Raw genomic sequence first — 11,903 nt, 5'->3', positions numbered from 1 at the left:
GATCCGCTGGATCTTGTCGGCGGGTCAGCCAGCCGTTGCACGTCGAACGAACATTCTCCGAACACCTTCCTCAGGTCACGCGCCGGCCCCGGTCGCCCGGCCGTCGCACCGCTGGTGCCGGCGGGACATCCGCCCCTCGCCCGGTCGGCTGGCCGCGCAGGTGAGGAGCCCCGGAATCAGCCGAGGACCTCGTACCGCACGTCCATGGCGCCGACGCTCAGCGAGGCGATCGCGGCGAACGCGGCCCGGGACAGGTCGATGCAACGCCCCTCGATGAACGGTCCCCGGTCGTTGATCCGGACCACCACCGATTTGTCGTTGCCCGGGTTCGTCACCCGGACCCGGGTGTTGAACGGCAGGGTCTTGTGCGCGGCGGTCAGCGCGTCCGGGTTGAAGGCCTCGCCGTTCGCGGTCACCTGCCCCTGGTCGTAGTAGGAGGCGCCGCACGAGCCGCTGCGCACCACCCGGCTCGTCGGGCTGGTCGCCGGCCGCTTGGTGGCGGGCTTCTCCGCGGCACCGGTCCGGGTCTGCCTCGGCGACGGGCGGGAGCTGGCCCGCGAGGCGCGCCCAGGCGACCGGGTCGGCGTGGGCGTGACCGCTTCCGGGGTGGGCGACGCCGTCACCGGCCCGCTCGGGGCGGCCGGGGTGGTCGACTCGACCAGCGCCGGCACCGAGCCGGAGTTGGCGGCGGGCTCCGCACCGAGCCTCACCACGCCGGCCGCGCCCGCGCCGACCAGCGCCACCGCGACCGCGCCGGCCGCGACCGCGCCGGTCCGCCAGCGCAGGATCCGAACTCTGGCATGCTTCCCCGCCACCGCCACGTCCTCTCCCAGGAACAACAGAGATCGGGTCGGACCGTAACGAGGGTGGTACTTCGGAAGTCAACGTGATCATCTGCTTTCGCCCGGTTATGTGGTGGAACGTGTAGCCGATCATCCGATCCCGACTGGGTCGGACGTGCCCGTACCCGGACGGGACGGGGCATGCCGCAAGATGGTCCACGTGCGGTCGGAGCTGAGCAGGCGGCTGGTCGAGGCGTTCCGGTGGACCGACCCGGGACCGGAGAGCACGCACCTGGTCAGCGACGTCTCCGGCTGGTGGCGGGACCCGGTCGTCCTCGCCGGGCTCGGCCCGGCCCTCGCCGAGCCGTACCGGGCGGACCAACCCACCGTCGTGGTCGCGCCCGAGGTCACCGGCCTGCTGCTCGGGCCGCTGGTCGCGACCGCGCTCGGCGCCGGCTTCGTCCCGGCGTACAAGAGCACCGGCGAGCGGCGGATCGCCGAGCCGACCACCTGGGCCTGGACCGCCACCGACTACCGGGGCCGCAGGTTCGCCCTCGGGGTACGGGACCGGCACCTGGGACCCGGCGACCGGGTGCTGGTGGTCGACGACTGGGTGGCCAGCGGCGCCCAGGCACGCGCCCTGCACGAGATCGCCGCCCTGCGCGGCGCCGCCGTCCTCGGTACGGCGTGCCTGGTCGCCTCGGTGGCACCGGAGGTGGCGGCGCTACTCCGGTTGAACAGCCTGCTGACCAGCGCCGATCTGGACCGCTGACACCCGACCCCCGCCGGTCCAACGGCCGCACCCCGAACGGCGCGGTTCTGCACAGGTTGTTCACAACGTGAACCAGGTTCGCGCACCCCGACTTCCTACAGTCATGGGATGACGCAACGCCGGATCCTGGTCGTGGAGGACGAGCGCACCATCGCCGAGTCGGTGGGCGCCCGACTGCGTGCCGAGGGCTTCGAGGTGGAGATCGCCCGGGACGGACCCGGTGCCGTCGACGCGTTCCGAAGCGGCCGACCCGAACTGGTCGTCCTCGACGTGATGCTGCCCGGCTTCGACGGCCTGGAGGTGTGCCGGCGGATCCAGGCCGACCGGCCGGTCCCGGTACTGATGCTGACGGCCCGGGACGACGAGACGGACCTGCTGGTCGGGCTCGCCGTCGGGGCCGACGACTACCTCACCAAGCCCTTCTCGCTACGCGAACTCGCCGCCCGGGTGCACGCCCTGCTGCGCCGGGTCGACCGGGCCGCGGCCGCGGCCCGCAACGGCGCCGGGATCCTCCGGATCGGGGACCTCGAAATCAACCAGGCCGAGCGGCGGGTGCGCCGCGACGGGGTCGAGGCGCACCTGACCCCGACCGAGTTCGACCTGCTGACGCACTTCGCCAGCCGGCCCCGGATGGTACTGCCCCGGGAACGGCTTCTCGCCGACGTCTGGGGCTGGGCCGACAGCTCGGGTACCCGCACCGTCGACAGCCACGTCAAGGCGCTGCGCCGGAAGCTCGGCGCCGATCTGATCCGCACCGTGCACGGAGTCGGCTACGCGTTGGAGGTGCGGCCATGACCAGGTTCTGGGCCACCGTGAACCGGACGATGGACGTACTGCCGCGACCGCTCGACCCGATCTGGTCGATCAAGTTGAAGCTCGGCATCCTGATCGTCGGTTCGGGTGCCGCCGGGATGACCGTCTTCATCATCGGCATCGGCTGGCTGCCGCCCTGGACCACCGGGACCGCCATCGGGCTGGCCCTGCTCACCTCACAGGTGCTGGCCCACGGCATGACCTCCCCGCTGCGGGAGATGACGGCGGCGGCCCGGGCAATGGCCCGGGGCGACTACACCCGGCAGGTCCGGGCCAGTTCCCGGGACGAGGTCGGCACGCTGGCCGCCGCCTTCAACCAGATGGCCGGAGACCTGGCCGAGGCCGACCGGCGCCGTCGGGAGCTGATCGCGAACGTGTCGCACGAGTTGCGTACCCCGATCACCGCACTACAGGGCGTACTGGAGAACATCGTGGACGGGGTGGCGGAGCCGGACCTGCCGACGCTGCGGGTCGCGCTGGCCCAGACCGAGCGGCTCGGTCACCTCGTCGCCGACCTGCTCGACCTGTCCCGGCTGGACGCCGGGGTGCTGCCGCTGCGCCGGGAGAACGTCGACGTGGCCGAGTTCCTGGACGAGGTGATCCAACAGGCCACCATCACCGCGGCCGGAGCCGGGCGCGACGTCCGGTTCGAGGTACGCCCGCAGTCCGGGGCGCTCACCGTGCAGGCGGATCCCCGACGGCTGCACCAGGTCTTCGCCAACCTGCTGGACAACGCCGCCCGACACAGTCCACCCGGCGGCACCGTGCTGGTCGCCGCGCAGCGGATCGGTGACGAACTGCGGTTCGAGGTGACCGACGAGGGCGAGGGCATTCCGGCTCGGCTCCGGCCGGAGGTGTTCGAACGCTTCACCCGGGGTGAACGGGCCAGCGACGGCGGCACCGGGCTCGGCCTCGCGATCGCGCACTGGGTGGTGGAGTTGCACGGCGGCACCATCGCCGTCGCCGACCGTCCCCTGGTCGGGCCCGGTCCCACCGGCCGGGCGAGCCACCCGGTCGGCTGTCGGATCGAGGTGAGTCTGCCGGTGGTGCCGCCGTCGTCCGCCGGGGACCACTCCGCCGTACTGGTGGAGCAGCGGTGAGCGAGGCGGCGGAACCGAGGAACGAGGCCGAACCGACGAACGAGGCGGAACCGACGATGGACGACCGGCCGAGCAAACCCGTTGACGCACCGGCACCACGGCACCCGAACGCCCCGGCACCAGGGCAGCGGTCGACAACCGGCGCCGGTACCCCACCCACACCGGCACCTACCCCAGCCCCGCCGTCGGGCGTATCCGCGCCCGCTGCCCCGGCAGCGCCACCCTGGGTGCCACCACCGCCCCCGCCGTCCTGGATCGCGACCCGCTGGCCCGGACCGGCCGGTGGTCCGACCCAGCCGGTACTGGTCGGGATCGGCACGGCGGCAGCGGTCGCCGCGGTGAGCCTTCCGCTGACCCGGCCCGGTCTCGGCTGGCTGCTCGCCGGAGTCGCCGGAGCGGCGGCGCTGGTCACCGCCGCCTGGCCCACCGCGCGTCCGGCGGGCACCTCCGGCAACGCACGCCCGACAACGACGGCGGACCGGCCAGCAACGCCAGCGGACCGGCCGACGACAACGGCGAGCCAGCCGGCAACGACGGCGGCGAGCCAGCCGGTCGGTGGATGGCGGCGGATCGGCGGGGTACGGCCGTTCTGGGCCGCCACGACCGTCGCGCTGCTCGGCGTCGGCACCATCCGGGCGGCGGGCTGGCTGTTCGTACTCTGCCTGCTCACCTCGGCGGTCACCGCGACGCTGACCCTCGCGGACGGCCGGTCGGTACGCGCGATGCTGCTCTCCGCCCTGGTGCCACCGGCGGCCGTGATCCGGTCGGTGCCGTGGCTGGTCAAGGGGACGGCCCGGTCCTCGCGGGCGGGCCGCAGACTCGCGGTCGGCCGTACGCTGGTCAGCGTCCTGGTCTCGGTCGGCCTGCTGGTCGTCTTCGGCCTGCTGTTCTCCTCCGCCGACGCGGCCTTCGCCAGTCTGCTGGACCAACTGCTTCCGGAATTGTCGGGTACCACCGTCCTCCGTTGGGTGTTCCTGTTCGCGGCGGTCGGTACGGCATTGCTCGGTGCGGCGTACGTGCTCGCGGCCCCGCCGGACCTGACCGGAATGGCGTCCGGCCCGAGCCGACGGCTGCGCCGGGTCGACTGGATACTCCCGGTCGGGCTGCTCGACGCACTCTTCGCCGGGTTCGTGGCGGTCCAGCTCACCACCCTCTTCGGCGGCTCGGACCACGTCCTGCGCACCGCCGGCCTCAGCTACGCCGAGTACGCCCGGCGCGGCTTCTGGCAACTCCTCGCCGTCTCCGTGCTCACCCTGCTGGTGATCGGTGCCGCCGCCCGCTGGGCGCCCCGGGAGAGCCGGCTCGACCGGGCCCTGGTCCGGATCCTGCTCGGCGGGCTGACCATGCTCAGCCTGGTGGTGGTGGCCTCGGCGCTGTTCCGGATGGACGTCTACGCCGACGCGTACGGCGCGACCCGGCTCCGACTGCTGGTCGCCGTCTGCGAGGCGTGGCTGGGACTGGTCTTCGTACTGGTCGCGGTAGCCGGGGTGCGGCTGGCCGCCCGCTGGCTCCCCACAGTGGCGATCGGTACCGCGGTGCTCGCGCTGCTCGCGCTGGCGGTGGCGAACCCGGACCGGTTGATCGCCGAGCACAACGTCGAGCGGTACCAGCGGACCGGCCGGATCGACGTGCTGTACCTCTCCGAGCTCTCCGCCGACGCCGTGCCGGCGCTCGACCGGCTGCCGGACCACCTGCGCGACTGCGCACTCCGCGAGTACGACGACGGCCTGCCGGCGGACGACTGGCGAGAGACGAACCTCGCCCGGATCGAGGCCCGGCGGATCATCGCCGAGCACCCGCCGGCCAAGCGGCCGATCTGTCCGCAGCGACCGCGATGGTGACTTGACATTCCCGGTCAGGCGGTGAGACTGCCGGGGTGGCCGTCCCCATCGATCGCCAGCCGGAGCCGGGGCCGCCCGGACCGCCGCGCCGGACCCGGGTGGTACTGGCCGAGGTGGTCCGCAGCGGCACCGGCGCCGAGCGCACCCGGGCCGAGCTGACCGAGCAGACCCAGGTCGGCGAGGCCCTGCTCCGGGGGTTGATCCGCGCCCAGCTCGCCCTCGCGCTGCGGCTGTCGCTGGTGGTCGGGATCGGGCTCGGCGGGCTGCCACTGCTCTTCGCGATCGCCCCGGAGGTCGGCGCGGCCAAGCTGTTCGGGGTCAACCTGCCCTGGCTGCTGCTCGGGGTGGCCGCCTTCCCGTTCCTGGTCGGGATCGGCTGGGCGTACGTGCAGCTGGCCGAGCGCAACGAGCAGGACTTCACCGACGTGGTGCAGCGACCGGAGCGGTGAGGTGGGCAACCCGTACACGGTGCCGGCGATCATCGGGGTCACCCTGCTCACGGTCGCGATCGGCTTCTACGGGCTGACCCTGGCCCGGACCACCTCGGACTTCCTGGTGGCGTCCCGGATGGTCAGCCCGACCTGGAACGCGGCGGCGATCGGCGGCGAGTACCTCTCCGCCGCCTCGTTCCTCGGCATCGCCGGCCTGATCCTCAAGTACGGCGTGGACGTGCTCTGGTATCCGGTCGGGTTCGCCGCCGGCTATCTGGCGCTGCTGCTCTTCGTGGCCGCGCCGCTGCGCCGCTCCGGCGCGTTCACCCTGCCCGACTTCTGCGAGCTCCGGCTCGGCTCGCAACGGCTGCGCAAACTGGCCACCGTCTTCGTGGTCTTCATCGGCTGGCTCTACCTCGTACCGCAGTTGCAGGGCGCCGGGCTGACCCTGACCACGGTCGCCGGTGGCCCGTACGAGTTGGGCGCTCTGCTGGTCGGCACGGTGGTCACCGCCAACGTCGCGCTGGGCGGGATGCGGGCGGTCACCTTCGTGCAGGCCTTCCAGTACTGGCTGAAGCTCACCGCGCTGGCCGTACCCGCGATCTTCCTGGTGTTGCAGTGGCAGGCGGACGCCCGACCGCCGGTGACCCCGGTCGGTGGTCCGGTCTTCCCGGCCGCGACCACCGTGGTGGTGGAGGAGCCGGCGAAGCTCACCCTGCCGGACGGCTCCTTCCGGGAGGTACGCCCCGGCGACGAGTTGTCGTTCGCCGCCGGTGACCCGGTGCCGGACGTCTCCAGCGTGAACGCCGCCCGAGGGGCGGACTGGCTGCTGCCGAGCACGGCCGGCAACGACGACCGGGGACTCTTCGCCACCTATTCGCTGATCCTGGCGACCTTCCTCGGCACGATGGGGCTGCCACACGTACTCGTGCGGTTCTACACCAATCCGGACGGCGCCGCGGCCCGGCGTACCACCCTGGTGGTGCTGGCCCTGGTCGGCGCCTTCTACCTGTTCCCCACCCTGTACGGCGTGCTCGGGCGGATCTACACCCCGCACCTGCTGCTGATCGGGCGGACCGACGCGGTGGTGGTGCTGCTGCCCGGCGCGGCGCTCGGCGACGGCCTGACCGGGCAGTTGCTGGCCGCGCTGGTCGCCGCCGGGGCGTTCGCCGCCTTTCTCTCCACCTCCTCCGGCCTGCTCACCAGCGTGGCCGGGGTGCTCTCCACGGACGTGCTCGGCCGCGGCTCGGTACGCGACTTCCGGCTGGCCACGATCGTCGGCGGGCTGGTGCCGATGGTGCTGGCGTTGAACGTCTCCGGGCTGGACGTCTCCCAGGTCGTCGGGCTGGCCTTCGCGGTCGCCGCGTCGAGCTTCTGCCCGCTGCTGGTGCTCGGCATCTGGTGGCGTGGCCTGACCGACGCCGGGGCGGCGGCCGGGATCCTGGCCGGCGGAGGCGCGGCGGTCGGCGCGGTGCTGTTCACCGTGGTCGGTCCGGAGTTGACCGGCTGGCCGGCCGTGCTGATCGCCCAGCCGGCCGCCTGGACCGTCCCGCTGGCCTTCACCGTGATGGCCACCGTCTCCTGGGCCACCCGGTGGCGGGCGCCGGCCGATGTCGCCGCGACGATGCTGCGGCTGCACGCCCCGGAGTCGCTGCGGCTCTGAGCCGGCGCGGCCCGGCGGCGCGGCGAGCGCGCCCTCGGCCCGTCAACAGCGCGACCGTGCGGACCCACGCCTCCGGGTCCTGGTACCCACCCACCCTGGACCACCGCTGCCAGGCCCGGACGTACGCCTCCTGGGTGGCGTCCTGGGCATCCGCCAGGTTGCCGCCGAGGGCGTAGAGCACTGTCACCACCCGTTGCCGGGTGCTCCGGTAGAACTCCTCGAAGTCGTTCTCCTGGGCCATTCGCCCCTCCCGTCGAGATCCCTACCGCTAACACCCTCCGGTCGCGGTCCGGGTTTCCCGGATGGCCGCCGACTTCGAGCGCACCGGGGCCGACGGAGCGGAGTGTCGACTGCGCCGGTGTGCCCACCGCCCCCCGGACCGGTCGGCACAATGGTGCGGTGAACCGAGCCGAGTCGCCGGGTGGGCAGATCCACCACACCGACCCGTTCGCCACCCCGGAGCGGGACCGCTCCCCGGTGCGCCGGCTGCGCGGCCGGCTGCCGGCGCCGGTGACGCTCTGGACGGCGTACGAATCGCCGGACGGTGACCCGGCCGGGCTGACCGTCTCGTCCACCCTGGTCGCCGACGGTGAGCCGGGGCGACTGCTCGGGCTGGTCGACGAGGAGTCGGAGCTGTGGGCGGCGGCGTCCGGCAGCGGTCGGTTCGCGGTGACGCTGCTCGGCCCGGCACATCGGCAGCTCGCCGACCGGTTCGCCGGGCTGTTCCCGGCCCCGGGCGGGCTCTTCGCCACCGGCGAGTGGACGCGGACCGGGTACGGGCCGGTGCCGGGCGGGCCTGGGATCGGCGGCTGGGCCGGTTGCCGGCTGGACGGTGCCCGGGAGTACGGCTGGGCGTTGCTGGTCGAGGCCACCATCGAGACGGTCGAGCTGGAGGGTGCGGCGGCACCGCTGCTGCACCACCGGGGCCGCTACCGCGAGCTGGCCGAGTAGCGACGCTCGGGGGTGGGCGTACCTGTCCGGCCGCTGGCTGACCGGGCCGGTCGTCCGGCCGCTGGTTGACCGGGCGGTCCTCCGGCCGCTGGCGGCTGACCGGGTCTGTCGCCGAGCGGCGTGACCCGGGTCACTCGGCGCAGCCACCGGCCCGTTCGGCGCAGCCGCTGACCAGGCTTCGGATCACTGCTTTCCGATCTCCGGGCGGCTCCATACGGTGCGCGGAAACTCCCCTGCCCCTGCGAAGGTGGTGAGACCAGCATGTCTACGGACACTCCCGCACCGGCCAGCGCACCCGCCGACCGGTACGTCGCTGTACAGCAGTCGGACGAGTTCGTCGGGTTGCGCAAGGCGCTGCGCGGCTTCGTCTTTCCGATGACCGTGGCGTTCTTCCTCTGGTACGCGCTCTACGTGATCCTCTCCGCGTACGCGCGCGGTTTCATGCGCCACGAGCTCGCCGACAACATCAACGTGGCTCTCGTCTTCGGCCTGTTGCAGTTCGTCTCCACCTTCCTGATCGCCTGGTTCTACTCCCGGTACGCCGGGCGGAAGCTGGATCCGATCGCGGACCGGATCCGTGCGGAACTCAACGGCGTCACGGACGAGCGAAAGGAGGAGGAGGCGTCATGAGTCGAGATGTCCTCGCCGGTTTCACCCTGGCCGCGGAGGCGGGCGACAACACCGCCCGCAACCTGACCATCACGCTCTTCCTGGTCTTCGTCGCGGTGACCCTGGCCATCACCGTCTGGGCCAGCCGACAGACCAGGACGGCGACCGACTACTACGCCGGCGGCCGCTCGTTCTCCGGCTTCCAGAACGGCATGGCGATCGGCGGCGACTACATGTCCGCCGCGTCGTTCCTCGGCATCGCCGGCATCATCGCGCTGTACGGCTACGACGGCTTCCTCTACTCGATCGGCTTCCTGGTCGCCTGGCTGGTCGCCCTGCTGCTGGTGGCGGAGCTGCTGCGGAACTCGGGCCGCTACACGATGGCGGACGTGCTGGCGTTCCGGATGCGGCAGCGGCCGGTCCGGACGGCGGCGGCGGTCTCCACGATCACCGTGTCGATCTTCTACCTGCTGGCCCAGATGGTCGGCGCGGGCGCGCTGGTGGCGCTGCTGCTGGGCATCCGGCCGGGCACCACGTTCCTCGGCATGGACGCGGACGCGGCGAAGATCGCCACCATCATCATGGTCGGCGCCCTCATGATCATCTACGTCACGGTGGGCGGCATGAAGGGCACCACCTACGTGCAGATCGTCAAGGCGTTCCTGCTGATGAGCGGCGCCCTGGTGATGACGATCCTGGTGCTGGCGCACTACAAGTTCAACCTCTCCGCTCTGCTCGGCGACGCCGCGAACGCCTCCGGCGAGGGTCCCAAGTTCCTCGAACCAGGACTGCGCTACGGCGTCGAGGTCGCCGGAAACGCGACACAGACCTTCTACAACAAGGTCGACCTGCTCTCCCTCGGCATAGCCCTGGTGCTCGGCACCGCCGGCCTGCCGCACATCCTGATCCGCTTCTACACCGTGCCGAGCGCGAAGGCGGCCCGGAAGAGCGTGCTCTGGGCGATCGGCATCATCGGCACCTTCTACCTGTTCACCCTGGCCCTCGGCTTCGGCGCGGCGGCCCTGGTGGGCCAGGAGGCGATCAGGGCACAGGACGGGGCCGGCAACACCGCGGCACCACAGCTCGCCCAGGCGCTCGGGGTCGACTTCCTCGGCGGCGAGGTCGGCGGGGCGGCCCTGCTGGCTGTCATCGCGGCGGTGGCCTTCGCCACCATCCTCGCGGTGGTCGCCGGGCTCACCCTCGCCTCCTCGTCCAGCCTGGCGCACGACTTCTACGCGAACGTGGTCAAGCGCGGCCAGGCGTCGGAGCGGCAGGAGGTCAACGTCGCCCGGATCGCGGCGCTGGTCATCGGCGCGATATCCATCGTGCTGTCGATCTTCGCGCAGAACCTGAACGTGGCGTTCCTGGTGGCCCTGGCCTTCGCGGTGGCGGCCTCCGGCAACCTGCCGGCGATCCTCTACAGCCTGTTCTGGAGGAGGTTCAACACCTCCGGCGCGGTCTGGGCGATCTACGGCGGTCTGATCAGCGCGGTCGGGTTGGTGTTCTTCTCTCCGGTCGTCTCCGGGGCGCCGACCGCGATGTTCCCGGACTACGACTGGCACTGGTTCCCGCTGTCGAACCCGGGCATCATCTCCATCCCGGTCGGCTTCCTCTGCGGCTGGATCGGCACGATCATCTCTAAGGAGTCCGACGAGGAGAAGTACGCCGAACTGGAGGTACGTTCCCTCACCGGCGCCGGCGCACACTGACCGGCAGTACCCCGGACGCACCGTCGACGCCGTCGGCGGACGCCGGTGGACAGGTGGGCAGGACGGGGTGGTGTCGGGCACGAAGTGGCCGGCACCACCCCGTCCACTCTTCCCGGCCGGCACGAGCCGACCGGTCCCTCGGGTCAGCCGGTGATCAGCTTTCTGGGTAGGCTGGGACTCATGGTGGTAGCCCAGCGTTTCGGAGCGGAACACCGGATCCTCGTCACCGGCGGCGCCGGATTCGTCCCATCCCACCTGGTCGATGCGCTCATCGCGCGCGGTTGCACGGTCGTCGCGGTGGACAACTTCGTCACCGGGTCGAAGGAGAACGTCGCCCATCTCGCCGACCATCCCCGGTTCACCCTGGTCGAGGCCGACGTCTCGGAGGGACTTCCCGGGCACCACCCGGCGATGACCGAGCGGTTCGACGCGATCATGCACCTGGCCTCACCGGCCAGCCCCACCGACTTCGCGACGCTGCCGATCGAGATCCTCCGGGTCGGCTCCCTGGCCACCCTGCACCTGCTCGACCGCGCCGTCGCCGACCGGGCCCGGTTCATCCTGGCCTCCACCTCCGAGGCGTACGGCGACCCGCAGGTGCACCCGCAGGTCGAGACCTACTGGGGCAACGTCAACCCGATCGGCGTACGCAGCGTCTACGACGAGGCCAAGCGGTTCGCCGAGGCCAGCACGATGGCCTACCACCGCTACCACGGGCTCGACGTCGGCATCGTCCGCATCTTCAACACGTACGGGCCGAGGATGAGGCCGGACGACGGGCGGGCCATCCCCACCTTCATCACCCAGGCGCTGCGCGGCGAACCGCTGACCGTGCACGGAACCGGCGCGCAGACCCGCTCCATCTGCTATGTCAGCGATCTGGTCCGTGGCATCCTGCTGCTGCTCGACTCCACCGAGACCGGCCCGATCAACTGTGGCACCGAGCACGAGGTCTCGATGCGCGAGCTGGCCGAGACGATCGCCGAGCTGACCGGAAGCCGATCCAAGGTGACCTATATCACTCGTACCGCCGACGACCCGGAGATGCGCCGGCCGGATCTCACGCTCGCCCGGGAGCGGCTCGGCTACGAGCCGGAGGTCACTCCCACCGAGGGGCTGCGCCGGACGATCGACCACTTCAGCCAGCGGTTGGCGGGGTAGCGGAGGATACCGGGTTCGTGCCAGCCGGGCCGTGGCACACAGCGATTTCTTGGTTTTGCTACGTACTCTGA

General features: G+C 71.9%; 11 protein-coding genes and 1 pseudogene. 10 read left to right on the top strand and 2 right to left on the bottom strand.

The genetic code is table 11. The annotated features are described in order from the left end of the window. Positions 1 to 176: 176 nt before the first annotated feature. A complete protein-coding gene (locus EV371_RS07245; protein ID WP_130461362.1) occupies positions 177 to 815 on the bottom strand; it encodes a septal ring lytic transglycosylase RlpA family protein in 639 nt (212 codons plus the stop codon). 187 nt (positions 816 to 1,002) lie between these two features. Here EV371_RS07245 and EV371_RS07240 point away from each other — a divergent pair, with 187 nt between their 5' ends. The 6 genes from EV371_RS07240 to EV371_RS07215 all read left to right on the top strand — a co-directional run bounded on the left by EV371_RS07240 (position 1,003) and on the right by EV371_RS07215 (position 7,402). Beyond that, positions 1,003 to 1,554: a phosphoribosyltransferase family protein gene (locus EV371_RS07240; RefSeq protein WP_165436624.1), complete on the top strand. Its 552-nt coding sequence runs from the start codon at positions 1,003 to 1,005 to the stop codon at positions 1,552 to 1,554. A gap of 108 nt (positions 1,555 to 1,662) precedes the next feature. Then, complete coding sequence (locus tag EV371_RS07235) at positions 1,663 to 2,349, top strand: response regulator (protein ID WP_130461360.1); 687 nt, start codon at positions 1,663 to 1,665, stop codon at positions 2,347 to 2,349. After that, positions 2,346 to 3,467: an ATP-binding protein gene (locus tag EV371_RS07230; protein ID WP_165436623.1), complete on the top strand. Its 1,122-nt coding sequence runs from the start codon at positions 2,346 to 2,348 to the stop codon at positions 3,465 to 3,467. The genes EV371_RS07235 and EV371_RS07230 overlap by 4 nt, the downstream gene beginning before the upstream one ends. 227 nt (positions 3,468 to 3,694) lie before the next feature. After that, positions 3,695 to 5,308, top strand: coding sequence for a DUF4153 domain-containing protein (locus EV371_RS07225; protein WP_486484528.1), 1,614 nt, complete (start codon positions 3,695 to 3,697; stop codon positions 5,306 to 5,308). A gap of 35 nt (positions 5,309 to 5,343) precedes the next feature. Continuing rightward, entirely contained in the window at positions 5,344 to 5,757 is a 414-nt protein-coding gene (locus EV371_RS07220; RefSeq protein ID WP_207230434.1) for a hypothetical protein, read from the top strand. A gap of 1 nt (position 5,758) precedes the next feature. Next, on the top strand, positions 5,759 to 7,402 hold the full coding sequence (locus EV371_RS07215) for a sodium:solute symporter family transporter (RefSeq protein ID WP_130461359.1): 1,644 nt from the start codon (positions 5,759 to 5,761) through the stop codon (positions 7,400 to 7,402). On the opposite strand, the gene EV371_RS07210 is transcribed toward EV371_RS07215, so the two are convergent. Continuing rightward, the gene (locus EV371_RS07210; protein ID WP_130461358.1) at positions 7,299 to 7,643 is read right to left on the bottom strand and encodes a sigma factor; all 345 of its coding nucleotides are present in this window, start codon (positions 7,641 to 7,643) and stop codon (positions 7,299 to 7,301) included. The genes EV371_RS07215 and EV371_RS07210 overlap by 104 nt on opposite strands. A gap of 176 nt (positions 7,644 to 7,819) precedes the next feature. Between EV371_RS07210 and EV371_RS07205 the strand changes: the two are divergent. The 4 genes and pseudogenes from EV371_RS07205 to EV371_RS07190 all read left to right on the top strand — a co-directional run. Continuing rightward, a pseudogene (locus EV371_RS07205) lies at positions 7,820 to 8,353 on the top strand (flavin reductase family protein); the annotation flags it as partial. A gap of 261 nt (positions 8,354 to 8,614) precedes the next feature. After that, positions 8,615 to 8,983 (top strand): DUF485 domain-containing protein, encoded by a 369-nt coding sequence (locus EV371_RS07200; protein ID WP_130461356.1) that lies wholly within the window; start codon positions 8,615 to 8,617, stop codon positions 8,981 to 8,983. Next, entirely contained in the window at positions 8,980 to 10,671 is a 1,692-nt protein-coding gene (locus EV371_RS07195; RefSeq protein WP_130461355.1) for a sodium:solute symporter family transporter, read from the top strand. The genes EV371_RS07200 and EV371_RS07195 overlap by 4 nt, the downstream gene beginning before the upstream one ends. A gap of 180 nt (positions 10,672 to 10,851) precedes the next feature. Then, positions 10,852 to 11,832: a GDP-mannose 4,6-dehydratase gene (locus EV371_RS07190; RefSeq protein WP_130461354.1), complete on the top strand. Its 981-nt coding sequence runs from the start codon at positions 10,852 to 10,854 to the stop codon at positions 11,830 to 11,832. Positions 11,833 to 11,903: the final 71 nt, after the last annotated feature.

Source organism: Plantactinospora sp. CNZ321 (assembly GCF_004217235.1).
This window is presented reverse-complemented; position numbering and strand designations above follow the sequence as displayed.

Excerpts from the sequence above, each read along its gene's own strand:
- EV371_RS07235 (WP_130461360.1), top strand. The coding sequence starts at position 1,663 with ATGACGCAACGCCGGATCCTGGTCGTGGAGGACGAGCGCACCATCGCC.
- EV371_RS07230 (WP_165436623.1), top strand. The coding sequence starts at position 2,346 with ATGACCAGGTTCTGGGCCACCGTGAACCGGACGATGGACGTACTGCCG.
- EV371_RS07210 (WP_130461358.1), bottom strand. The coding sequence starts at position 7,643 with ATGGCCCAGGAGAACGACTTCGAGGAGTTCTACCGGAGCACCCGGCAA.
- EV371_RS07200 (WP_130461356.1), top strand. The coding sequence starts at position 8,615 with ATGTCTACGGACACTCCCGCACCGGCCAGCGCACCCGCCGACCGGTAC.
- EV371_RS07195 (WP_130461355.1), top strand. The coding sequence starts at position 8,980 with ATGAGTCGAGATGTCCTCGCCGGTTTCACCCTGGCCGCGGAGGCGGGC.
- EV371_RS07190 (WP_130461354.1), top strand. The coding sequence starts at position 10,852 with ATGGTGGTAGCCCAGCGTTTCGGAGCGGAACACCGGATCCTCGTCACC.